We start from the raw sequence: 24,143 nt of genomic DNA on the forward strand, positions 1-24,143 counted from the left end.
GATGAAAAAAACTACTTTCAAATTTTTGATGGTTCTTTTATTGGTAGTGACAATAGTCTTTGTTGCACACCTATTTATACTTCAAAATATGGGGTTGCAAATTTTTGCAGATAGAATTGTACTTTCTTATTTAGTAAATTATGCCTTGGCAGCTAGCATTTTAATCTTCATCCAATCAAAGTTCAACAAAAAAGCTTCACATACTGGGTTTATGTTTCTTGCAGGCAGCGGAATTAAATTCTTGGTTTTCTTTCTTGTATTCTATCCTTTTTATAGAGAAGACGGAACGATGTCAACATCTGAATTTGCTGCTTTTTTTGTGCCTTACGCCACTTGTTTGATTTTAGAAGTTGCATTTCTTTCAAAACAGCTTAATAATCAGGAATCTTAGCAGATTTCTTCCGAAGAAAAAAACTCAAAAAATAGTTTTTTCTTTCTCAGAAAGAAATGTATTTTTGCACCGATTTTAAGGACACCGTTATTTGTTCAAAGATGCAAAGAAAAACATTGATTAGAATACTCTCAGTTTTATTGTTTATTGTTTCTTTCTCAGCCATAGCCCAAGAAGAGCACGGCATGGAGGTTAAGGAAGTAGCTCCGGGTGAAACTGGAAGTAAAACAAAAAAAGAAGAAATAAAGGAATTTATCAATCATCACTTGCTAGATTCGCACAGTTTCAACCTATTTGGATCTACCAATGAAGAAACAGGTGAAACACACCATTATGGTTTTCCGCTTCCAGTAATTATCTGGGATGAAGGGCTTCATACCTTTATGTCTTCAGAATTTGGGCATGGCGAAGAAATAGTTGAATCTAACGGAAAATACTACGCCCTTCACCACGAAAAAATTTACCGAACTAATGCTGAAGGCACTTTAAATTATGATGCCGAACACGGCGATCATCCAACAAACGTGCGTCCGGTAGATTTCTCAATCACCAAAAGTGTTATAATGATGCTTGTGGTTGGTCTTTTGCTTATTTGGTTATTTCGTAGTCTTGCAAAAAGTTATGCGAAAAACGGAAGTATTCCAACAGGTATGGGCCGTTTCTTTGAACCTATCGTACTTTACATTCGCGATGATATTGCTATTGCAAACATTGGAGAGAATAAATACAAAAAATACATGCCATTCCTATTGACCGTATTTTTCTTTATATGGTTTTTAAATATGTTTGGCCTTACGCCACTTGGTGTAAACGTTACGGGAAATATTGCGGTTACAACAGCTTTGGCGCTAATCGTTTTCTTGATAACAACTTTTACCGGCACAAAAGATTACTGGAAACATATTTTTGATCCACTTGGCGACGGAATGCCGTGGGCTGGAAAAATATTAATTTACATCATTCTCGTTCCTATTGAAATTTTAGGGCTTTTCATTAAACCTTTTGCACTACTTATACGTTTGTACGCAAACATGACAGCGGGCCACGTAGTATTGATGAGCTTGATCGGGTTGATATTTATTTTTAAAAGCTGGATTGGCGGCCCATTGTCTTTTGGACTTTCTTTTGCCATTTCACTTATTGAATTATTGGTAGCATTGCTACAAGCATATATTTTTACAATGTTGGCAGCCTTGTATTTTGGTTTTGCAAGCGAAACGCACGCAGAGCACGAAGCGCATGAAGGCGAAATTCAGCATTTATAAAAGACGGTTGTCTCCTCGAGCGCAGTCGAGAGGTTTTTTAAAACGAGTGTTTAATTTTTAATAAATATATATTATGGAAATTCCAAGTATTGTAGGAGCAGGTTTAGCAGTAATCGGTGCCGGTATCGGTATCGGTATGATTGGTGGGAAAGCTATGGAAGCTATCGCACGTCAGCCAGAAGCTTACGGAAAAATTCAAACAGCAATGCTTATTGCAGCGGCGCTTATTGAAGGTATCGGTTTTGCAGCGATTTTCGCTGGATAATCAAAAAAACTAACAAACGGCTGTGACGGTTGGTTACAGCTGTTTGTTAAAATTTAAAATTGAGCATAAGGTTAAATTAAATAAATATCCGCCACAGCGGACGTTGATATGGAAAAATTAATTAACGACTTTTCATTCGGACTTTTCATCTGGCAAATAATCATATTTGTGTTGTTGCTTTTTTTGCTTCGCAAATTTGCATGGAAGCCCATCTTGAACGCGGTTAACGATCGTGAAGAAGGAATTAAAAATGCATTGGATTCTGCTGAAAAAGCAAAACTTGAAATGCAAAACCTTCAAGCAGATAACGAAAAATTATTGCAAGAAGCACGTGTAGAACGCGAAATGATGATGAAAGAAGCGCGCGAGATTAAAGCAAAAATGATTGCTGACGCTAAAGAGGATGCCAAAACTGAGGCTGACAAAATGGTAGCCCAAGCTCAAGCAGCTATTGAAAGCGAAAAGAAATCTGCTATCGCAGAATTGAAACAACAAGTAGCAAGCCTTTCATTGGAAATTGCAGAAAAAGTAGTAAAACACGAACTTTCCGATAAAGACAAGCAATTGAAACTTGTTAATGAAATGTTGGGCGACGCTAAATTAAACTAATACCCAAATGAGCAGAGCAGCGATACGATACGCGAAAGCAATTTTGCAGAAAGCAAACGAAAACAACACAGAAGCTGTTTTGTTTGGCGATATGCAATCTGTTTACTATACCATTGAGGGAAGTAGGGAATTGCAAACAGTACTTCAAAGTCCTGTAATAAAAGCCAATGATAAAAAAGAGGCTTTATTAAAAATTTTCAGTGGGCAATCAGAAATTACCCATTCACTTATCACTTTATTGGTGGCAAACAAACGTACGCCATTATTAGGAAAAGTGGCTAAAAGCTTCGTTGATCTTTACAATGAACAAGAAGGAGTTAAAGTAGCAACCGTAACTACAGCTGTTCCACTTTCTGATGAATTGGAAAGAAAGGTAATGGACAAAGTAAAAGAATTGACCGGAAGTGAAAAAGTTACACTTAGAAGTGAAATAGACCCAGCTATTATTGGAGGGTTTATCCTTCGCGTTGGTGATATTCAATACAACGCGAGTATCGCGAACCAATTAGGAAATATAAAAAGAGAATTTAGTAAATCAATATAGTCCTTCGCGTAAAGCTTCGGACTACAAATATTAAGTCAAGTTATAGTACGATGTGAAGTTGAGGATGAAATCTGAAATCTAGCATCTAAAATCTAAAATCAAAATGGCAGAAGTAAAACCAGCTGAAGTATCAGCAATATTAAAGCAACAACTTACAGGCTTTGAAGCAACTGCTTCCCTGGATGAAGTAGGAACTGTTTTAACCGTAGGTGATGGTATTGTTCGTGCATACGGACTTTCAAACGCTCAATATGGCGAATTGGTAGCTTTCGATAGCGGTCTTGAAGGTATTGTATTGAACCTTGAGGAAGACAACGTAGGTATTGTACTTTTAGGTCCTTCAAAAGGAGTAAAGGAAGGTTCAACTGTTAAACGTACTCAGCGTATTGCTTCGCTTCAAGTAGGTGAAGGTATCGTTGGCCGCGTAGTAAACACATTGGGTCTGCCTATTGACGGAAAAGGACCAATAACTGGTGAAACTTATGAAATGCCTTTGGAGCGTAAAGCACCAGGAGTTATTTATCGTCAGCCAGTAACTGAACCACTTCAAACTGGTATTAAGGCAATTGATGCAATGATTCCCGTAGGTCGTGGCCAACGTGAGCTTGTTATTGGTGACCGTCAAACAGGTAAATCTACCGTTTGTATCGATACCATTTTGAACCAAAAAGAATTTTACGATGCAGGTGAACCTGTATATTGTATATATGTTGCGATTGGGCAAAAAGCTTCAACAGTTGCAAACATTGCACAAGTATTAGAAGAAAAGGGCGCTTTAGCATATACTACAATTGTAGCTGCTAACGCTTCAGATCCTGCTCCAATGCAGGTTTATGCTCCATTTGCAGGTGCTGCAATTGGTGAGTACTTCCGTGATACTGGTCGTCCAGCGTTAATCGTTTTTGATGATCTTTCAAAACAAGCGGTTGCCTACCGTGAAGTTTCCCTTTTGCTTCGTCGCCCACCAGGACGTGAGGCTTATCCTGGAGACGTTTTCTTCCTTCACTCAAGATTGTTGGAGCGTGCTGCGAAGGTAATTGCTGATGATGGTATTGCAAAAGAAATGAACGACCTTCCAGAATCATTGAAAGGAATTGTAAAAGGTGGTGGTTCATTAACCGCACTGCCTATTATTGAAACACAAGCGGGTGATGTTTCGGCGTATATCCCTACAAATGTAATTTCGATTACCGATGGTCAGATTTTCTTAGATGGAGATTTGTTCAACGCGGGGGTTCGTCCAGCTATTAACGTAGGTATTTCGGTATCGCGTGTGGGTGGTAACGCTCAAATTAAATCGATGAAAAAAGTAGCAGGTACCTTGAAACTGGATCAAGCAGCTTTCCGTGAATTGGAAGCGTTTTCTAAATTCGGTTCAGACTTGGATGCAGCAACTTTAAACGTAATTGAAAAAGGTAGACGTAACGTAGAAATTTTAAAGCAAAATGAAAACGATCCTTACACGGTAGAAGATCAAATTGCGGTTATTTATGCAGGTTCTAAAAACTTGATGCGTAGCGTTCCTGTAGATAAGATTAAAGAATTTGAAAGAGATTACCTTGAAATGCTAAACGTAAAGCACAGAGATACGCTTAACGATTTGAAAGCAGGTAAACTTACTGATGATGCAATTGATGTATTGACGTCTGTTGCCAACGATCTTTCAGCGAAATATAAAAAGTAGTTAGATTTTAGTATTGAGTATTGAGAATTTTAGTCTCAGTACTCAATACTAAATACTCAATTCTATAAAAGAATGGCGAATTTAAAGGAAATTAGAAACAGAATATCATCCGTTGGTTCAACGATGCAGATTACCAGTGCCATGAAAATGGTATCTGCCGCCAAGTTGAAAAAGGCGCAAGACGCCATTACCGCAATGCGTCCCTATTCTGAAAAACTTACCGAACTTTTGCAAAACTTAAGCGCCACACTTGATGCCGATACCGGAAGCAAGTATTCTGACCAGCGCGAGGCGAACAAAATTTTGGTTGTTGCCATTACCAGTAACCGTGGTTTGGCGGGAGCTTTCAATAGCAATATTATAAAACAATCTCGTAATTTGGCGTTAAATACTTACGCTGGTAAGCAAGTTGATTTTATGACTCTTGGAAAAAAGGGTAATGATATTCTTAAGAAAACTGGAACTATATTCGAAAATAACAACGGTATTTTTGATGATCTTTCTTTTGAAAATACTTCAGAAATCGCTGAAAAATTAATGCTGCTCTTTTCCGAAGGAAAATATGATAAAATTGTAATTGTGTATAACAATTTCAAAAACGCCGCGACTCAAGTAGTGATGACAGAGCAGTTTTTGCCAATTCTACCTCCAAAACTAATTGAAGGTCAAGAATCAAAAACATCTGAAACCTTCTATATTTTTGAACCTTCAAAAGAAGAAATTGTTGAAGCGTTGATCCCAAAGAGCTTAAAAACACAATTGTTTAAAGCACTTCGTGATAGCGTTGCCAGCGAGCACGGTGCACGTATGACTGCCATGCACAAAGCAACAGATAACGCAACGGAGCTTCGCGATGCATTAAAACTTCAATACAACAAAGCGCGTCAAGCCGCTATTACCAATGAAATCCTTGAGATAGTTGGTGGTGCAGAAGCATTGGCCGGATAATAAATTATAAATACTCTTTTAAAAGCCTTTCGTTTTCGAAAGGCTTTTTTTATGGTGAAATATTTTAATTATCTTCATTAAAAATTTGACCAATGAAAACACTACTTTTTCTTTTCACTTTTCTTTTTTGTTCCATAACATTCGCTCAAAATCAAAAAAGCGAAATGATTCTCTCTATAGCACTTTCTCCCTATCCAACCACAACCAACAATGAAGACGATTTTGGAGCAATCGGTTTGGCTAGTTTTGAGTTTTTTGTTTCAAATAAAGTTTCGCTGTCAGGAAGTTTTTTTACTTCAAATAATACTTTAGTAAAAGATAATAGCGGTGTTACAATCCATTCCTATGGGTTTATGCCTTCTATTCACTATTACTTCGTAAACAAAGAAAAATGGAATGTTTTTGCACAAGTAGGCTACGGTTTCGGATTTGAAGATCAAACACAGGGTTATATTGAAAACAGTGCGCTTACCATTTATAATATTGGTCCTGGAGCACACTATAGAATAGGAGAAAAGTTATATTTAAAGCTTCTCTTACCTTATTTTAATGCACAAAATATTACCTTAAATGTCGATGCTGCAGATGGAATTGCGGTATTTTTAGGTCTCGCGTTTAAATTGTAATTTTAAGGAATGATGAAAAACCTAAAAATATTAATCACGCTTTTTGTGGTGCCGTTATTTTTGTTCAGCTTTTCCAACTGTGGTGGAACACAGGAAGTGTCTATAAAAAAAACATTGACTCAAAATCCACCATTTAAAATAGCTGACGCATACTATCAAAATTGGGTTGCAGGGGTAAAAGACGGTGGCTCCGGAACTAACATTCATATTACTTTTAATGAATTAGATCCTGATGTGATTATTCAAAACATCTATTTCAGAAATCAAATGCTTGAGGCAAAAGGCAATATCAATGAACCCTCTAACTATGTTGGTTATCTTAAAAATGATGCTCCACGCGACGTTATTATGGACGCTGATCCAATGAAAGAAGCGCAGAACACGCCTATAAAAAAATTTTCTTTTGAATTGGAAAATAACCAAGCAGTGGTGGAATATTGGTTTAATGGGAAGAAGAGTTATTATAAAATTTTAAATCTTTCCCAAAAGGAAATGATTCCATATCCACAAGCCAATCCGCACGAATAATTATGAAAACAATTAATCTCCAAGATAAGTTTTCAACTTTTAAGCAACATTGGCATCCACATCAAATAGCGATTGTAGACAATATGCAAGTGCTTTTGGCCAAATTGAAAGATGAATTTGTTTGGCACAAACACGAGGAAGAAGACGAGCTATTTTTTGTGCAAAAAGGAACTTTGGAAATGCATTTTCGTGATAAGATTGAAATTGTAAAAGAAGGTGAAATTATTGTAGTTCCCAAAGGAGTTGAGCACTGTCCAAAAACTTTAAAAGGAGAAGAAGTGCACGTACTTCTATTTGAAAAACTTTCCACAAAACACACTGGTAATGTAACTTCGGAAAAGACCGTTGCCGAATATCCTAAAATCTAAACTATGAAAATCCTTCACCTCGATAACAACCATTTTTTATTACTGAAAATGCTGGAGGAAGCTGGTTTTTCAAATGAAGAAAATTACAAAGCCTCAAAACCTGAAGTGGAAGAAATAATTTCTAATTACGATGGAATTGTAATCCGAAGCCGCTTCAATATTGACAAACAATTTCTTGATGCTGCCAAAAACTTGAAATTTATAGCTCGCGTTGGCGCCGGTTTGGAAAGCATCGATACAGAATATGCAGAAAATCTTGGCATCACATTAATAGCCGCTCCCGAAGGCAATAGAAACGCTGTAGGCGAACATGCTCTGGGAATGCTTCTTTCGCTATTCAACAACCTAAATAAAGCCGACAGAGAGGTTAAAAATGGTCTATGGAACCGTGAATCAAACCGTGGCGTTGAACTGGAAGGAAAAACAGTCGGAATCATCGGTTACGGAAATATGGGGAAAGCTTTCGCAAAAAAACTGAAAGGTTTTGATTGCGAAGTGCTTTGTTACGATATTCAAGAGAATGTAGGTGACGAAAATGCCAAACAAGTTTCTTTAAAAGAACTGCAACAAAAAGTTGATGTTTTGAGCCTTCACACGCCTTGGACGCCATTGACCGACAAGATGGTAGATTCAAAATTTATCAATTCCTTTTCAAAATCATTTTGGCTTATAAATACCGCCCGTGGGAAAAGCGTGGTTACTGCTGATTTGGTTTCAGCATTAAAATCTAGAAAAATTCTAGGTGCCGGACTTGATGTTTTGGAATTTGAAAAACTTTCTTTTGAAACACTTTTTGATTCTGATAATATGCCGAATTCTTTAAAAGAACTATTCACGATGGACCATGTAATTTTAAGTCCGCATATTGCTGGATGGACTTTGGAAAGCAAAGAAAAACTCGCAAAAGTAATTGCTCAAAAAATTATTCAAAATTTTAAAAACTAATAAAATGAAAAAGAGAGTAACTGGTATTGGCGGAATTTTCTTCAAAACAAAAGATCCCGATAAAACACGAGATTGGTACAAAACACACTTGGGATTTGACACGAATGACTATGGTAGCACTTTCAATTGGCAGAATGAAAATGGTGAAAAATGCACAACGCAATGGAGCCCGTTTAAAGCTGATACCAAATATTTTGCTCCCAGTGAAAAAGAATTTATGATGAATTATCGTGTTGAAAATTTAGAAGAACTGCTGAAAGTATTAAAAGAAGAAGGGGTTACAATAGTAGGTGAAATGGAGACTTATGATTATGGAAAATTTGGATGGATTCTCGATCCCGAAGGAAACAAAATTGAACTTTGGGAACCTGCAGATGAAACAATCTTATAATTTTTATACATTTATTACCCTTTAAAAATCAGATAATTAAAACAATGGAACAACAAAATTCAGAATACGATAGCACCAAAAAGCGCAGGGAAGATGCCACAGATAGTTTTGAGCAACAGGCAAAGCATACCGCCAATGAGTTTAAGGAAGAGTGGAATAAAATTTCACACTCACAAGAAAATAAAAAAATTCTGGCTGGGGTTTTAGCTTTGGTTGTTGGATACTTTGGAATTCACAAATTTATTTTAGGCTATAATAAAGAAGGATTTTTGCAAATTGTTTTAACATTCATGTGTGGAATAGGTGCAATTATAGCACTAATTGAAGGAATTTTATATCTCACAAAAAGCGACGAAGAATTTTACCAAACTTATCAAATAGGGAAAAAAGGATGGTTCTAAAAATTTAAAAGCCTTTGGATTTTTCAAAGGCTTTTTTATATACTTAAATGAAAATAATATGAGCAAGTATGGAGTAATACCCGCAATGAGCTATAAAGATGTCAACGCTGCGGTTGATTTTTTAACCAATGCTTTTGGGTTTAAGGAACACTTCGTTTATAGAGATGAAAATAATTTAGTACATCACGCTGAACTTTCTTTGGGTAATGCGATGGTTATGATTGGTCCGCAACGTGCAGAAAGTGAATTCGGAAAAATGACGGGCACGCCTGCACAAGCCAATGGATTGAATACCCAAACAGCATATATTATTATTGATGAAGTTGACGATCATTACAACAATGCAAAAGCAAATGGTGCCCAAATAGTTATGGATATTAAGAATGAAGACTACGGTGGTCGTAGCTACAGCTGCAAAGATCCCGAAGGTTACATTTGGAGCTTTGGAAGCTATAATCCCTACCAATCAAAATAAAAGATATGATTTTTGATACAGCTTTTCTTACCGGTTTCGCCCTTTTGTTGCTCAGAATAATTATTGCCATCGTGTTTTTCTCAAGTGGAAAGAGCCATGTTCAGAAACCAAAAGAAAGAGGAGAAAGCATCGGGATGTCGCCAACCGCAACCACTATTTTAGGACTTGCCGAAATAGTTGGCGCCGTTTCAATTGCCTTTGGAGTTTTTACACAAATTGGTGCATTACTAATTATGGGCGCGATGTCCGGAGCTCTGTATAAAAAGATCTTCGTGTGGAAAACGGGTTTTTATGAGGATAAAGGCTACGGCTGGCATTACGACCTTCTTTTATTTCTTGGTGCTTTCGTGATTTTCGCTACACACGGCGGAAGTTTGATTCTTTTTTAATCCTTCTTAAGAACTGCCACTATTTGAGATACATTTTTATTTTCAAAAAAATAAATTGTTTTCACCAAATATTTCAGTACCCAACTTTTTTGGGTAATCAATTTCTCGGCAAGTATTGCTATAATTGTATCGCGGCTATTCAGTTCATCTATTTTATTTGGCGAAATATGATATTGGTTTGCGAAAAGCCAAGCTCCATCCCGCGCGATGTTTATACTGAAACTAACTAACTTATCTTCACGACCTTTTCCAAATTTGTCTAACAAACCAAACAAAGGTGAAACGGAAATAATTTTTGATTCTACATTCGCAATCATAGAACCCAAAATAGCGTTAATCTTATTGAAATCGTTTTCAAAATCCATTAACTCACCATCGTCACCAACGGTCTGTGCAACGGCAATTCCCAAATCTAAATTTATATGCGCGTTGATGCCTAGGAGCAGATGTTGCATAACCAATAGTTTTCCATTTTTCGCAGCTTCAAATGCATTTTTCCAGCTTTTTGTGAAAGAATTATTAGCGCCCAAAGATTCGTAAGCATCAATATATCTATTGGCGAAAAGCACGTCCAGTTTTTCCATTCGTGGGTTATTTTCAAATTCATTATTGTGAATTCCTTCTTTTATGCGAATGGTTACTTTTCTGTATAAAATAGGAAAATAGGCCATGCAGGAATTATTGACACATTCTTTTTCAATAATTGAATCGAGGGCTGAAATTACTTCATCTATGGTTTTAGGTAGCATATTTAAATAGTTAGCATTTACGAAGTTATGCTATTTTGAAACTATTTTTTAAAGTGAGGAAAGAAAGTTGAATTTATTTATCTCCGTTTTGGGAGTCTGAATATTTTTTTTCCAGTTCTGCTTGAAATTCTTCCATAACAGGTTTCACGGTACTTTCCGGTAAATCTGCAATGCGAATGTACATTAAACCATCTACCGCATTGTTGAAAAGTGGATCAACATTAAAGGCCACAACTTTGGCATTTTGCTTGATGTATTTTTTTATAAGCACAGGCAAACGAAGATTTCCTGGCTCCACTTCGTCAATTATTTTGTCAAATTTATTAAGGTCTGCCTCGCTTTCATCAAAAATGAAATCCTTATCGGCATCTTTTAATTTTACTTTGTATTCCTTTTTCGGATTAATGTATTGCGCTACATACGGATCATAATAGTTTGATTTCATAAACTCAATCATCAAACTTTTAGAGAACTCGGAAAACTTGTTGCTTATGCTTACGCCACCAATTAAATATCTGTGTTCGGGATAACGAAGTGTTGTGTGCACGATTCCTTTCCATAGCAAGAATAGCGGCATTGGGCGAAGTTGATATTCCTTAATAACGAAAGCGCGACCCATTTCGATGGATTTGCTCATCATCTCGTACAATTCGGGCTCAAAACGAAAAAGATCCTGCAAATAAAAACCATCAATCCCAAAACGCGGAAAAATTTCAGAACCTAAGCCCATCCTATAAGCTCCAGCCATTTTATGTGCATCATTATCCCAAAGAAACATATGGTGATAATAACTATCAAATTTGTCAAGGTCAGTACTATTGTTGGTGCCTTCACCCACCTCACGGAATGTAATTTCTCTTAGCCGACCAATTTCTTGAAGAATGTATGGAATTGAATTTGCTTCTGCCAAAAACACTTCATAATTTTTGCTTACAAGCAAGCGCTTGTCATTTTCGCGGAGCTTTTCTATTTCTGCTTCCATCGCCTTTAGTGGAATTGGACCCGCTATTTTTTTCGGAGGTTTCGGGAATTTTAGTGTTTTAGGAATATTGTCCAACAATTTTTTCTTCTGAAAAGCATTCGAAAGCATATAGGTTTTCTTCCGCAAAAACTCAGTAAATACAGACAATGTCGGGTGTTCTTTTTGATCTTCAACCGAAATAGCGTTTCCTATCCGCACTTTTATTAACCGTTCTTTTTGAGTCAAAAGCTCCGAAGGCAATTTAGCGGTTCGCAAAGTGTCGCTCATTTTTGCCAATCTATAGAACAGTTTGCTATTTTTTGCGTGGAAATATATTGGTACAACGGGTACTTCAGCCTTTTTCACCAATTTCATCGCGGCTTCTTCCCAAGGTTTATCAACCAATAATTTGCCATCTCTATAAGTGGAAACCTCACCTGCTGGAAAAATCCCCAGGGGATGACCATCCTGTAAATGCTTCAGTGCAGATTTAAAACCTGTAATGCTTGATTTTACATCTTTTCTGTCCTCAAAAGGATTTACAGGCATCACGTAAGGTTTCAGCGGTTCAATGCGATGCAAGAGGAAATTTGCAACAATTTTGAAATCTGGACGATGCTCCAATAATAATTTAAGTAATAAAATACCGTCAATTCCTCCAAGCGGATGGTTTGAAATTGTTATAAAAGCGCCTGTTTTCGGTATGCGGCGTAAATCTTCTTCTGGTATTTCAAATTTTATTTCAAACTCTTCAACTAGTGCATTTATGAATTCCAAATCATGTAAATGTTTGTTTTTATCATAAATTTTGTTGAGGGTTGTAATGTTCAAAATTTTCATTAAAGACCAGCCCAAAAAGGTGCCAAAAAAGCCGAATCTATCGACGTTTATTGTTTTTGCAACTTCCTTTGCATTTACTAATCCCATGAAATATTTTGGTTGTTTATATCCCACAAATATAACGAAAGCAAACGATACTATTCCTTAATTACCAACTGTACCGTTTCCTTGCTTTCCTGTTTTAAAAGAATGTTTTTATTTTCCGCAAGTGCCTTTACTTCAGTGGGGTTAAAATGGCGAATGGTGTAAAGTGTTACGTTTTCATTCCATTTTACACTGAATTTTTCTCGAAGCTTTGCAAGCAATGCCTCTAAATTGTTGAATTTGTCATTAACACAAACCGAAAAGCTAATGGCGGAATTTTGAATCATTTCAACTTTCATTTTGTGTTTGTGTAGCCATTTAAAAACGTCGCCAATATTATCTTCCATCATAAAAGAGAAGTCTAAAGAAGAAAGGGAGATTAGTACCAAATCCTTTTTCAAAATAAAACAAGAAGTATGTGGATCCAGCGTAACTCCTTTCCCAACACAGGTTCCAGGCGCTGTGGGATCTAAAAATGATTTCACGTAAAGCGGAATTTCCTTACGCTGCAATGGCTGCAATGTTTTTGGGTGAATTACCGAAGCACCATAAAAAGCAAGTTCAATTGCCTCACGGTAGCTTATGTGGTTCAGCAGCATAGTCTGCGTAAAATAACGTGGATCTGCATTCAGAACACCGGGAACGTCTTTCCAAATAGTAACACTTTCGGCATTTAAACAATACGCAAAAATTGCTGCGGTGTAATCACTTCCCTCACGACCAAGGGTAGTGGTGAAATTATTGGTGGTTTCTGATCCTAAAAAGCCTTGTGTAATGGTGATTCCCGTTAAATTCACTTTTTTCTGGATTTCCTTCTGAGTCGCCTCCCAATCTACATTTGCATCACGATAGCTTGCGTCGGTTTTAATACATTTTCGAACGTCTAAGAATTCATTCTTTAACCCAATTTCAGAGAGATATTTGGAAACTATTGCGCTGGAAACCATTTCGCCAAAACTCACAACTTGATCATACACGAATGCATGGTTCTTAGATTTGTTACCGTCTAAAAAAGAAGCCATTTTTGTAAACAATTCTGAAATGTTTTGATAAACGGAATGATTTGTATTTTCAAAGAGACCTTTTAAAATTTCAAGATGATATTCTTTAAATTCGGAAACGTATTCTTTACATTTAGCGGTGTCATCATTTAGATATTCAGAAATAACCTTTTCGAGTAAATTGGTTGTTTTTCCCATTGCGGAAACCACGATTACCAAGTTTTTCTCATTGGTGATTTTCAGTACCTCAGAAACATTTTTTACTCCGGCCGCATCTTTTATTGAGGCCCCTCCGAATTTGAAGATTTTCATTCAGATTATTTATTTTATGAATTCATATAATTATTCAGTCCTTTTTCATCCATATGAACAACCCGCCAAGTTTTTAAAACATTAGCTCCGCTGCGTTCATAGAAACGGATAGCACCGGTATTCCAGTCCAATACATCCCAAGCGACGCGTTTAAGGCCTTGATCGTGAGCAAATTTCATAACTTGCTTATAAAGTGCTTCGCCAATTCCGCTACCTCTTTTGGCTTCTTTTACGATTAAATCTTCTAAATGAAGGGTGCGTCCTTTCCAAGTTGAAAAGCGATAATAAACCAAAGCTGTTCCTACAATTTCTTCATCCATTTCTGCAACAAAACATATAAACAGAGGATTTTCGCCAAAACCTTCGCGTTCCAGATCTTGCACAGTTACTTCAACCGCTTCGGGTTCTTTCTCAAAAATTGCAAGCTCTTTTATAAGTTCCAAAACTTGCGGCATGTCGTCCTTTATAGCTTCTCTAACTGTCATAATCGTTTTTTTTGTTGATTTTGGGTTTAGATTTCTATTTCTATTTTGTTTTACCCCAACAAATATCGGTTCAATTTCTTAAAAATCCCGATATTTGCGTGAAATTCAGGAACCACTACAATCCAATGGCAAAAATAAATCAATCCCTCGGCGAGTTTATAATTGAAAACCAAAGTGAATTCAAATACTCTTCCGGAGAATTGTCGCGGCTTATCAATTCCATCCGTTTGGCAGCAAAAGTGGTAAACCACAAAGTTAACAAAGCCGGATTGGTGGATATTTTGGGAGCGGCCGGAGATATGAACATACAAGGCGAAGACCAACAAAAACTCGATGTTTTTGCGAATGAAGTTTTTATAAACACCCTTACAAATCGTGAAATTGTCTGCGGAATTGCTAGCGAAGAGGAAGATGATTTCATTACTATTAAAGGAAGAAACGAGAAAAACGACAATAAATATGTTGTACTTATCGATCCTTTGGACGGTTCTTCAAACATAGATGTAAATGTTTCCGTAGGTACTATTTTTTCCATTTTTAGAAGAATCACTCCTTCAGGAACCCCAGTTACCATTGAGGATTTTTTACAACCTGGCATTAATCAAGTGGCAGCGGGATATATAGTTTACGGCACTTCCACAATGATTGTTTATACTACGGGTTACGGCGTTAACGGTTTTACTTTAAATCCTGCTATTGGAACGTACTATCTTTCGCACCCCAATATGAAATTCCCTGAAACTGGAAGTATTTATTCGGTAAACGAAGGCAATTATGTCCATTTTCCACAAGGGGTAAAAGATTATATAAAATACTGCCAAAAGGAAGAAGAAGATCGTCCCTATACCTCAAGATACATAGGGTCTTTGGTTTCAGATTTTCATAGGAATATGATAAAGGGCGGCATTTATATTTACCCAAATACTTCAAAAAACCCCGATGGAAAACTAAGGCTATTGTACGAATGCAACCCAATGGCGATGATTGCCGAACAGGCAGGAGGTATGGCTAGCAATGGGTTTGAAAGTATTTTAAATATAAAGCCCACAAGTTTGCACCAAAGGGTTCCTTTTTTCTGCGGAAGTACTAAAATGGTAGAAAAGGCTGAGGAGTTTATGAGAAACGCCAAATAAAAAACCCGAAGCTTTCACTACGGGTTGCTTATTTCTTCAAGGAAGAATTAATCTTTTCTATTTAGCAAATAACGGTAATCTTCAAGGCTTAAGCCTCCGCTGTATATCGCAACTGATCTTTTTATTAAATCTCGTGCAATCTCGGTAGTGTAACCAAGACCGATAGCATATTTTTCAATTAAAAAGCGTTCGTGGTTGTCAATTTCGTGATCGGCGAAAATCATTTCGAAAAGATCGTGAATTCGTTCCAATCTTTTTTCAGAATCATTGGGTGGGTTAATTGGATATTTCCCCGGGTTTTTTAAAATCTCGGTATATTCGGCCTCTTCAATATCAAGTTTTCTGGCAAAACGCTTTAGCATTTTCTCTTCCTCTGGATTCAGTTCACCGTTAATAGAAGCAATATTTGCAATAGAAGCAAAGTGACCTACATTTCGGGAATGCTCCCCACTTTCGAATAAATCTGTAAATGACATAATTTGGTTTTTATGCTGCAAATATAAAATTTGTAATCCATTTTACCATTCTTATTCCTGCTGAAAAATATCACAACCTAAACTTTTCTTAATTGCTAATAAATTATTTATCAAAAGTGTAATTTTATTGTGCTAGTGAAAAGAAATTTATGACTCAACCACTTCTTGTTTTTAACGATAAAGGTATTTACTGCGAAAAAGCCAACGTTTATATCGATGCTTGGCGGCCTGTGGATAAATGCATAATCACCCACGGCCACGCCGATCACAGTCGTTGGGGGCATAAACAATATATTACACACACCAACAATGTTCCCATAATTAAGCATCGCTTGGGAGATATTTCAGTCACTGGAAAGGCGTGGAATGAAACTTTCACAATAAACGGTGTTAAATTTTCACTGCATCCCGCCGGACATATTATTGCTTCGTCACAAGTTCGTGTTGAATACAAAGGTGAAGTTTGGGTTTTTACGGGCGATTTTAAAACTGAAGATGATGGTTTGGCCGAAGTTTACGAACCGGTAAAATGCCACACGTTTATTACGGAATGTACTTTCGGTTTGCCTGCCTTTAAATGGGAACCACAAGCCGAAGTTTTTAAAGATGTAAACGAATGGTGGGCAACCAATAAAAGTGAAGGCAGAACTTCGATTCTATTTGGCTACAGCTTAGGAAAAGCGCAGCGAATATTGAAACATTTGGATACTTCCATCGGAAAAATTTACACACACGGCGCCGTTGAAAATATGACTGAAGTGGTTCGCCCTTTTTACGACTTGCCCGAAACTACTTTAATAACACGCGATACCTCAAAAGAAGAAATAAGAGGAAACATAATCGTAGCACCGCCCAGCGCCCACGGTAGCACTTGGATTAGAAGATTCGTGCCATATGTTACTGCTTCTGCAAGCGGATGGATGACTTTTCGCGGCGCACGAAGAAGAAGAGCAGTTGATCGCGGATTTGTGTTAAGCGATCACGCCGATTGGGAAGGTTTGCTTTCTGCAATTGAAGCGACGGGTTGCGAAAAAATTATCGCCACGCACGGATATACTGATATTTTTTCACGCTATTTAAGGGAAGAATTGGGTTACGACGCTCGAACTGAAAAAACGCAATACGAAGAAGAAAGTTCTGAAACCGAAAAGAAAATAGATAACGAAGATTAAACTGTGAAAGATTTCGCCCAACTCATAAAAAAGCTTGACAGCACAAACAAAACCAATGAAAAAGTGGCGGCGCTTACTGCTTATTTTCAAAATGCAAATGATGAAGATAAACTTTGGACAATTGCCATACTCTCGCATCGACGGCCGAAACGACCCGTAAATACTACATTACTTCGACTTTGGGCTACGGAAATTAGCGGTATTCCCCTTTGGCTTTTTGAGGAAAGTTATCATATTGTTGGCGATTTAGCGGAAACCATTGCATTGATTTTACCAACTTCCGAGGAGCATTCCGAGAAATCACTTTCACAATTCGTTTCAGAAATTATAGAATTGCGAACCCTTTCCGAAGAAGAAAAGAAGAAATATCTGCACGATAATTGGTTGGCTCTTAATTATTTTGAACGTTTCGTTTTTAATAAAATTCTAACGGGAAGTTTTCGAATCGGCGTAAGCCAAAAACTAATGACACGCGCCCTTTCCAAAGCCACAGGAATTGATGAAGATATTCTCGCTTATAAATTAATGGGCGATTGGACGCCAGAAAAAACTACTTATAAAAAGCTAATCCTCGAGCAAAATGAGGAAGATTACCTCAGCAAACCCTATCCATTTTATTTAGCGTATGCTGTTGAAAATAATTTTCAAGAGGATTTGGGTCCAATTTCAGATTGGAGTTTTGAGCACAAATGGGATGGCATCCGAAGTCAAGTAATCATCAGAAATGACGAGGTTTTTGTGTGGTCGCGCGGGGAAGAATTGGTGACTGATAAATATCCCGAGTTTCAAGAATTTTTGAAAGCAGTCCCAAATGGAACTGTAATTGACGGCGAAATCCTTCCGTTTGGAGAAGGGGAAATTGGTAATTTCAATGCACTTCAAACTCGAATTGGAAGAAAGAATATTTCAAAAGCACTTTTACAGAAAACACCTGTAATCCTAAATGCCTATGATTTGCTTGAGTGGAATGGCGAAGATATTCGGCAAAAACCATTTTCAGAAAGAAGAACGATTTTGGATGAATTAATTCAGAATATAAATAGCGAAGAAATCGGAATCTATTTAAGCGAAACAATGAATTTTGAAACGTGGGAAGAAGCTGCCGCGGAAAGAGACCTCTCACGGGAAAAGCGCAGCGAAGGTTTGATGCTAAAACGAAAGGATTCACCGTATTTGGTAGGAAGAAAAAAGGGCGATTGGTGGAAATGGAAAATCGATCCATTTACAATTGACGCGGTCTTAACCTACGCAATGCGCGGACACGGAAGGCGAGCCAACCTTTATACAGATTATACTTTTGCGCTTTGGGAAGATGGTGAATTGGTCACCTTCGCAAAAGCCTATTCAGGTTTGACCGACGCTGAATTTCGGCAAGTTGATGCGTGGATAAAACGAAATACATTGGAACGTTTTGGTCCAGTTAGAAGTGTAACGCCAGAACACGTTTTTGAAATTGCTTTTGAAGGAATCGCTGAAAGTAGTCGCCACAAAAGTGGAATTGCAACACGTTTTCCAAGAATACTTCGTTGGCGAAAAGACAAACCTATAGAAGAGGCAAATACACTTTCTGACCTAAAAGCGCTAATACCAAAATGAAACAAGCTGAACTCATTTCAATTGCGGAGGATTGGTTTCATTCAAAAGATTGGAAATCATTTCCATTTCAACAAAAAACGTGGAAAGCCTTTCTCGATGGCAAACACGGCTTGCTAAACGCGCCAACAGGAAGCGGGAAAACGTATGCGCTATGGTTTCCAATTGTGTTGCAATATTTAAAGGAAAATCCTAATTACAAAACTAAACACACCAAAGGCATTAAAGCCATTTGGATTACGCCTTTACGCGCACTTTCTGTAGAAATTCAGCAAGCAGCACAACGTGTTGCGGATGATTTGGAAACGGGATTGACAGTAGGAATTCGTACCGGCGACACTTCACAAAGTGATCGCGCAAAACAAAAAAGGGAAATGCCCGATTTGTTAATCACCACGCCCGAAAGTTTGATGCTTTTACTGGCGTCAAAAGGGTATGATAAAACCTTTAAAACGTTGACCGCTATTGTTGTGGACGAATGGCACGAACTTTTGGGGAGCAAACGAGGCGTTCAAATGGAATTGGCGCTTTCACGATTAAAAACTGTTTCACCACATTTAAGAATTTGGGGAATTTCGGCAACTATTGGAAATCTTGAAGAAGCGCAGGATGTGCTGTTGGGAATGGATCCAGAATTCAGAAAAAATTCAATTTTAATTAAAGCAAATCAAAAAAAGAAAATCGAGGTACGATCAATTATTCCAAAAAAAATGGAAACTTTTCCATGGCGTGGACATTTGGGATTGCACCTTTTGGAAGAAATTATTCCTATTATAAAAGCTAGTAAAACCACTCTAATTTTTACAAATACACGAGGCCAATGCGAAATTTGGTTTCAAAAAATTCTTGAAAAACATCCAGAATTCGCGGGTGAAATCGCGATGCACCACGGAAGTATCGGTAAAGACACACGACTTTGGGTGGAGCAGGCAATTAGAAACGAATCTTTAACCGCAGTGGTTGCAACTTCCAGTTTGGATTTGGGAGTCGATTTTGCGCCCGTGGAAACCGTAATCCAAATAGGTGGGCCGAAAGGAGTTGCTAAATTCCTGCAACGGGCCGGGCGAAGTAATCATAGACCAGGCGAGCCTTCGGTGATTTACTTTTTGCCCACTCACGCTTTGGAATTGTTGGAAGCTTCCGCTTTAAAAAGAGCTGTAAAAGATGAAGTGGTTGAAGATAGAATCCCGTATTTACTCAGTTTCGACGTATTGATTCAATATTTGGTAAGCCTCGCTGTAGGCAACGGATTTTTTCCGAAGGAAATTTTCCCCGAAATTAAAAACACCTTTTGTTTTCAGGGAATTACCGAGGAACAATGGAATTGGTGCCTAAATTTTATCACTTTGGGAAGCCAAAGTTTAAAGGCTTACGATGAATATAAAAAAGTGGAAGTCACGCCAGAAGGCCTTTTCAAAGTGGAGAGCAGACAAATTGCAATGATGCATCGGCTTTCAATCGGTACAATTGTGAGCGATTCGATGATGCTTGTAAAATACGTTTCTGGCGGTTTTATAGGCACAATCGAAGAATGGTTTATAAGTAAATTAAAGATCGGTGATAGTTTTGTGTTTGCGGGACGGACTTTAGAATTGGTTCGACTTCGGCAAATGCAGGCGCAGGTGCGAAAATCTACAAAGAAATCAGGAAAAATAGCTAGCTTTTTGGGCGGTCGTTTACCGCTGTCTTCTCAAATGAGTAAAATTCTTCGGGAAGAAATGCAAAGCGAAGCAGACCATAAAAGAAACACGCCAGAATTAAAAGCACTGAGCGACATTTTTGACCGTCAGGAACGCGAAAGTATTGTTCCCGGAGAAAATGAATTTCTAATTGAAACCTTTAAAACCCGTGATGGATATCATTCCCTTTTCTATCCATTTGAAGGTCGGTTTGTGCACGAAGCAATGAGCAGTTTACTCGCTTACAGAATCAGTTTGCTGTCTCCCATTTCTTTTTCTTTGGCTTATAACGATTACGGTTTTGAACTGTTAAGCGATCAATGTTTAGATATTCAAACGGTCCTAGATAACAATCTTTTTTCTGCGGAATATTTATATCAGGATCTTCAAAAAAGTTTAAATTATACTGAATTGGCGCGTAGAAAATTTCGGGATATTGCAGTAATTAGTGGAATGGTTTTTCAAGGGTATCCAAATAAAGTTATTAAAACGAAGCATCTTCAGAGCAATAGCCAATTACTTTTCGATGTATTTCGCGATTATGAGCCGGACAATCTTTTGTATCTTCAGGCCTACCGTGAAACTTTTGAACATCAATTGGAAGAAGGGCGCTTGCGTCAAGTTTTGGAGCGTATTAGTTTCCAAAATATAATTTGGAAACAGTGCGAAAAAGCCACTCCGTTTAGTTTTCCCATAATTACAGATGGGCTACGGGCAAAACTTTCTTCTGAAAAATTGGCTGATAGAATTAAGAAAATGACATTGCTATTGGAAAAATGATTCAAAACATCAAAATACATAACAACAATTTTAATTTACACCCAAGCGGCGCCATCTTTTGGCAGAACAAAAAAATGCTGCTTATTGCCGACGTGCATTTAGGAAAAGTGTCGCATTTCAGGAAACACGGCGCGCCAGTTCCTGCAAAAGCAGCTTTTGAAAATCTTGAAAAACTTACTGAAATCAGTAATTATTTTCAACCGGAAACCATCTGTTTTTTGGGCGATTTATTTCATAGTAAACTGAATGAGGAATGGCAGGATTTTGAAAAATGGGTGGAGTATATAAAAGCTGAAATTATTCTAATTTCAGGCAATCACGATATTATTCCGAAATATTTATATGAAGATTTGGGGATAAAAGTCTTTGATGAATTGTTATTAGATGGTTTTCATTTAACCCACCATCCCACAGAAATAAAAGGAACTTTTAATTTTTCTGGACATATTCATCCGGGAGTACGAATGAGAGGTGTGGGCAGACAATATTTAAGATTTGCTTGTTTTTATAAATCTGAAAATCAACTTATTCTTCCCGCTTTTGGTAACTTTACGGGGAAACATATTTTAAAACCATCGGAGAGTGATGAGGTTTTTGCCATTGTAGAGGGAGAAGTAATTTGTGTTTCAAAATAACGATAGTGTCAGGTCGAGCTCAGTCGGGACCTAATTTTACGATAGAAATCCTAAGTTCTCGATTGCGATCGAATGGACATTAATAAATTTTTTTTATGAAAAAAACATTACAAATAGCCAACATCATTGCCTTCGTTGCAACAGTTTTTGTAAACTATCTTTCAAACACAAGAGCTATAAATGGCACCACTATTGGAGAAATTTCAAATTCATCAAAAAATCTTTTTACTCCAGCCGGATATGCTTTTTCCATTTGGGGACTTATTTATTTGATGCTGTTGGGATTTGTAATATATCAAAGCCGAAGTCTGTTTACAAAAGTGCGCGATGATGCGTTTGTTCTTCAAACTGGTTGGTGGTTTGTGCTTTCCTGCTTCGCCAATATTATGTGGATTACTTTTTGGCTTTATGGTTATATGGAATTCTCCATCCTCGCCATTTTCGTCTTGCTTTACTCACTGCTTAAAATTGTAATGAACAACCGAATGGAACTTTGGGATGCACCAATTTCCGTAATTGCTTTTCTCTGGTGGCCTTTCGTGTTTTATAGCGGTTGGGTTACGGTTGCAAGTATTGCAAATGTTGCGGCCTATTTAACGAGTACTGAATGGAACGCTTGGGGTTATAGTGAAGCTTCCTGGGCAGTTACAATGATTATAATAGCAGGAATAATAAATCTATTTGTTACCTGGAAACGAAATATGCGCGAATTCGCATTGGTTGGTGTTTGGGCTTTGGCAGCTATTGCCGTTGCCAATTGGGAAGTGAGCCAAACAGTTGCCTATGCTGCAATTGCTGTAGCAGCGGTTCTTTTTGTAAGTAGCAGTTATCACGCATTTAAAAATCGCGATACCAGTCCTGTGAATAAATGCAAAGAATATTTAAAAAAGACATAAGATTTAAGACCGCTTCGCTGAAAGATTTAAGACAAAAAATCAAAAATCTGCAATCGTTAATCATTAAACCATTCCCTTGATATCATTTCCCCAAGTAGGGTAGGCGAAAATCATTGCTTTTATGTTTTCCGTAGTGAGTTTTCCGCACATTGCGAGAACAAATAAATTGATCATTTCTCCAGCTTCGGAAGCAATAATATGCGCACCCAAAATCAAATTCCTATCTTTATCGACTATAGTTTTATATGCGTAAATCTCTTCGTTTACACGTTTTGCGTTGAACCACTTTGGAACGCTTTTATATTCCACAACAAAATCATAGCCCTTTTCCTTTGCTTCATCTTCTGTTAAGCCAATGGAAGCAACTTGTGGAATTGTAAAAACCACGGACGGAACAGGTGGAAAATCCAATTTCGTTTTGTTTTCTTTGCGAATATTTTCTGACACAATACGCGCTTCCTGAGAAGATACAGGCGTCAACGGCAAAGATCCGCTTGCCGAAACGTCACCACAGGCATACACACTTTTGTTGGTGGTATTCTGAAGATAATCATTCACGGAAATGCCACCTTTTTCAAAAGCAACATTTCCTTTTTCCAAATCCAGTTCGTCAATGGAAGGCACGCGGCCGGCAGTATTAAAAACCATTCGAGCATCAACAGATTCTGTTTTGCCGTTTTTTTGAAAGGAAACACGATAATTTTTTTGAAGTTTTTCCACTTTGGAAACCTGTGCATTGAAGATAAATTCTATTCCAAGTTTTTCCGAAGCTGTTGTGAGGTGCGAAACAATATCGGCTTCAAAAGGTGCGAGCGGCCGTTCTCCAAATTCCACAACAGTAACCTTCGCTCCACAACGAGCCGCAATATGTGCAAACTCCATCCCGATATAACCCGCGCCAACAAATACAATACTTTCGGGCAGTTCTTCCAATTCTAGAAAGTCGTCACTTATAATTAAATGTTCCCTTCCCGGAATTTTCAATTCCATTGGTTTTTGTCCCGTTGCGATTACAATTTTCTTAGCCTTAATCGTTTTTCCTTCAACAGAAAGTGTATTCTCATCAAGAAATTTCGGGGATTGATGATACATTTCAATTCCTGCTTCTTTCAAATCCCTTTCAGTAGCAAACGGTATTGCATCTGTAAATGTTGACTTAAATTTCTGAAGTGCCACCCAATCAATCTTTGGGACGGAAACTATTCCTTTTCCTTTTAAATTTTCAGAAAGTTGCATTGCTTCGGTAATTCCCACCAAAACTTTTTTCGGGTCGCAACCTCTGTTTGGACAAGTTCCGCCATATTCGCGGTTGTCTGCAATTGCTACTTTCATACCTTCGGCAGCACAATCATATGCCACGGTTTTACCGGCCGTTCCGGTTCCTATTACAAAAACATCGTATTCTTCTATTGCCATAGTCCGAAAATAGAGAAACACTTAAGTTATTTATGTTATCAAAATGATAAAGTTGAATTTTGCGCTTTGTAAAATAAAGCTACGTACTATCTTTGCCGCTCA

27 protein-coding genes are annotated in these 24,143 nt (G+C 37.6%); 21 read left to right on the plus strand and 6 right to left on the minus strand.

The genetic code is table 11. From position 1 onward, the window contains the following. Position 1 precedes the first annotated feature (1 nt). From AEQU1_RS02600 to AEQU1_RS02670, 15 genes are all read left to right on the plus strand, one after another. Positions 2-391 carry a DUF6168 family protein gene (locus tag AEQU1_RS02600; protein ID WP_111878554.1) on the plus strand — a complete coding sequence of 130 codons (390 nt, stop codon included), beginning with the start codon at positions 2-4 and terminating at the stop codon, positions 389-391. 101 nt (positions 392-492) lie between these two features. Continuing rightward, positions 493-1,656 carry a F0F1 ATP synthase subunit A gene (atpB, locus tag AEQU1_RS02605; RefSeq protein WP_258455105.1) on the plus strand — a complete coding sequence of 388 codons (1,164 nt, stop codon included), beginning with the start codon at positions 493-495 and terminating at the stop codon, positions 1,654-1,656. Positions 1,657-1,729: 73 nt separating this feature from the next. Further along, positions 1,730-1,921 carry an ATP synthase F0 subunit C gene (gene atpE / locus AEQU1_RS02610; RefSeq protein ID WP_111842971.1) on the plus strand — a complete coding sequence of 64 codons (192 nt, stop codon included), beginning with the start codon at positions 1,730-1,732 and terminating at the stop codon, positions 1,919-1,921. A 108-nt stretch (positions 1,922-2,029) separates the two neighbouring features. Further along, a complete protein-coding gene (locus AEQU1_RS02615; protein WP_111878557.1) occupies positions 2,030-2,530 on the plus strand; it encodes a F0F1 ATP synthase subunit B in 501 nt (166 codons plus the stop codon). A gap of 7 nt (positions 2,531-2,537) precedes the next feature. Beyond that, positions 2,538-3,074 carry an ATP synthase F1 subunit delta gene (atpH, locus tag AEQU1_RS02620; RefSeq protein ID WP_111878558.1) on the plus strand — a complete coding sequence of 179 codons (537 nt, stop codon included), beginning with the start codon at positions 2,538-2,540 and terminating at the stop codon, positions 3,072-3,074. Between the two features lie 103 nt (positions 3,075-3,177). Further along, positions 3,178-4,758 carry a F0F1 ATP synthase subunit alpha gene (gene atpA, locus AEQU1_RS02625; RefSeq protein ID WP_111878560.1) on the plus strand — a complete coding sequence of 527 codons (1,581 nt, stop codon included), beginning with the start codon at positions 3,178-3,180 and terminating at the stop codon, positions 4,756-4,758. 72 nt (positions 4,759-4,830) lie between these two features. After that, the gene (gene atpG, locus AEQU1_RS02630; RefSeq protein ID WP_111878561.1) at positions 4,831-5,706 is read left to right on the plus strand and encodes an ATP synthase F1 subunit gamma; all 876 of its coding nucleotides are present in this window, start codon (positions 4,831-4,833) and stop codon (positions 5,704-5,706) included. A gap of 92 nt (positions 5,707-5,798) precedes the next feature. Continuing rightward, entirely contained in the window at positions 5,799-6,332 is a 534-nt protein-coding gene (locus AEQU1_RS02635; protein ID WP_111878563.1) for an outer membrane beta-barrel protein, read from the plus strand. A 9-nt stretch (positions 6,333-6,341) separates the two neighbouring features. Further along, positions 6,342-6,860, plus strand: a complete 519-nt coding sequence (locus tag AEQU1_RS02640; protein ID WP_146743707.1) for a hypothetical protein — start codon at positions 6,342-6,344, stop codon at positions 6,858-6,860. Positions 6,861-6,862: 2 nt separating this feature from the next. Continuing rightward, on the plus strand, positions 6,863-7,228 hold the full coding sequence (locus AEQU1_RS02645; protein ID WP_111878566.1) for a cupin domain-containing protein: 366 nt from the start codon (positions 6,863-6,865) through the stop codon (positions 7,226-7,228). A 3-nt stretch (positions 7,229-7,231) separates the two neighbouring features. After that, positions 7,232-8,173, plus strand: a complete 942-nt coding sequence (locus tag AEQU1_RS02650) for a 2-hydroxyacid dehydrogenase (RefSeq protein WP_111878568.1) — start codon at positions 7,232-7,234, stop codon at positions 8,171-8,173. A gap of 4 nt (positions 8,174-8,177) precedes the next feature. After that, positions 8,178-8,564, plus strand: coding sequence for a VOC family protein (locus AEQU1_RS02655; protein WP_111879031.1), 387 nt, complete (start codon positions 8,178-8,180; stop codon positions 8,562-8,564). Positions 8,565-8,608: 44 nt separating this feature from the next. Beyond that, positions 8,609-8,965 carry a TM2 domain-containing protein gene (locus AEQU1_RS02660; RefSeq protein WP_111878569.1) on the plus strand — a complete coding sequence of 119 codons (357 nt, stop codon included), beginning with the start codon at positions 8,609-8,611 and terminating at the stop codon, positions 8,963-8,965. A 58-nt stretch (positions 8,966-9,023) separates the two neighbouring features. Continuing rightward, positions 9,024-9,440: a VOC family protein gene (locus tag AEQU1_RS02665; protein ID WP_111878570.1), complete on the plus strand. Its 417-nt coding sequence runs from the start codon at positions 9,024-9,026 to the stop codon at positions 9,438-9,440. A 5-nt stretch (positions 9,441-9,445) separates the two neighbouring features. After that, a complete protein-coding gene (locus tag AEQU1_RS02670) occupies positions 9,446-9,829 on the plus strand; it encodes a DoxX family protein (RefSeq protein ID WP_111878571.1) in 384 nt (127 codons plus the stop codon). Here the strand turns inward: AEQU1_RS02670 and AEQU1_RS02675 are convergent. The 4 genes from AEQU1_RS02675 to AEQU1_RS02690 all read right to left on the minus strand — a co-directional run bounded on the left by AEQU1_RS02675 (position 9,826) and on the right by AEQU1_RS02690 (position 14,261). After that, complete coding sequence (locus AEQU1_RS02675) at positions 9,826-10,578, minus strand: DUF5995 family protein (RefSeq protein WP_111878573.1); 753 nt, start codon at positions 10,576-10,578, stop codon at positions 9,826-9,828. The genes AEQU1_RS02670 and AEQU1_RS02675 overlap by 4 nt on opposite strands. Before the next feature lie 73 nt (positions 10,579-10,651). Further along, positions 10,652-12,466 (minus strand): lysophospholipid acyltransferase family protein, encoded by a 1,815-nt coding sequence (locus AEQU1_RS02680; protein ID WP_111878574.1) that lies wholly within the window; start codon positions 12,464-12,466, stop codon positions 10,652-10,654. 50 nt (positions 12,467-12,516) lie between these two features. Then, positions 12,517-13,776: an aspartate kinase gene (locus AEQU1_RS02685; protein WP_111878576.1), complete on the minus strand. Its 1,260-nt coding sequence runs from the start codon at positions 13,774-13,776 to the stop codon at positions 12,517-12,519. Between the two features lie 14 nt (positions 13,777-13,790). Further along, a complete protein-coding gene (locus tag AEQU1_RS02690) occupies positions 13,791-14,261 on the minus strand; it encodes a GNAT family N-acetyltransferase (protein WP_111878577.1) in 471 nt (156 codons plus the stop codon). 125 nt (positions 14,262-14,386) lie between these two features. On the opposite strand from AEQU1_RS02690, the gene fbp reads away from it, so the two are divergent. Further along, positions 14,387-15,394, plus strand: coding sequence for a class 1 fructose-bisphosphatase (fbp, locus tag AEQU1_RS02695; RefSeq protein WP_111879032.1), 1,008 nt, complete (start codon positions 14,387-14,389; stop codon positions 15,392-15,394). Positions 15,395-15,441: 47 nt separating this feature from the next. Here fbp and AEQU1_RS02700 read toward each other — a convergent pair whose 3' ends face one another. Continuing rightward, on the minus strand, positions 15,442-15,870 hold the full coding sequence (locus tag AEQU1_RS02700; protein WP_111878579.1) for a TerB family tellurite resistance protein: 429 nt from the start codon (positions 15,868-15,870) through the stop codon (positions 15,442-15,444). A gap of 149 nt (positions 15,871-16,019) precedes the next feature. Between AEQU1_RS02700 and AEQU1_RS02705 the strand changes: the two genes are divergently transcribed. From AEQU1_RS02705 to AEQU1_RS02725, 5 genes are all read left to right on the plus strand, one after another. Beyond that, positions 16,020-17,042, plus strand: a complete 1,023-nt coding sequence (locus AEQU1_RS02705; protein ID WP_111878580.1) for a ligase-associated DNA damage response exonuclease — start codon at positions 16,020-16,022, stop codon at positions 17,040-17,042. Positions 17,043-17,045: 3 nt separating this feature from the next. Next, a complete protein-coding gene (locus AEQU1_RS02710; protein WP_111878583.1) occupies positions 17,046-18,638 on the plus strand; it encodes an ATP-dependent DNA ligase in 1,593 nt (530 codons plus the stop codon). Beyond that, positions 18,635-21,094 carry a ligase-associated DNA damage response DEXH box helicase gene (locus AEQU1_RS02715; protein ID WP_111878585.1) on the plus strand — a complete coding sequence of 820 codons (2,460 nt, stop codon included), beginning with the start codon at positions 18,635-18,637 and terminating at the stop codon, positions 21,092-21,094. The genes AEQU1_RS02710 and AEQU1_RS02715 overlap by 4 nt, the downstream gene beginning before the upstream one ends. Then, complete coding sequence (gene pdeM, locus AEQU1_RS02720; RefSeq protein ID WP_111878586.1) at positions 21,091-21,729, plus strand: ligase-associated DNA damage response endonuclease PdeM; 639 nt, start codon at positions 21,091-21,093, stop codon at positions 21,727-21,729. The genes AEQU1_RS02715 and pdeM overlap by 4 nt, the downstream gene beginning before the upstream one ends. Positions 21,730-21,824: 95 nt before the next feature. Next, positions 21,825-22,625 carry a tryptophan-rich sensory protein gene (locus tag AEQU1_RS02725; RefSeq protein WP_111878588.1) on the plus strand — a complete coding sequence of 267 codons (801 nt, stop codon included), beginning with the start codon at positions 21,825-21,827 and terminating at the stop codon, positions 22,623-22,625. Between the two features lie 63 nt (positions 22,626-22,688). Here the strand turns inward: AEQU1_RS02725 and AEQU1_RS02730 are convergent, their stop codons facing one another. Further along, positions 22,689-24,041 carry an NAD(P)/FAD-dependent oxidoreductase gene (locus AEQU1_RS02730; RefSeq protein ID WP_111878589.1) on the minus strand — a complete coding sequence of 451 codons (1,353 nt, stop codon included), beginning with the start codon at positions 24,039-24,041 and terminating at the stop codon, positions 22,689-22,691. Between the last annotated feature and the right edge of the window lie 102 nt (positions 24,042-24,143).

This window comes from Aequorivita sp. CIP111184 (assembly GCF_900489465.1).
In the GTDB taxonomy this organism is placed as follows: Bacteria; Bacteroidota; Bacteroidia; order Flavobacteriales; family Flavobacteriaceae; genus Aequorivita.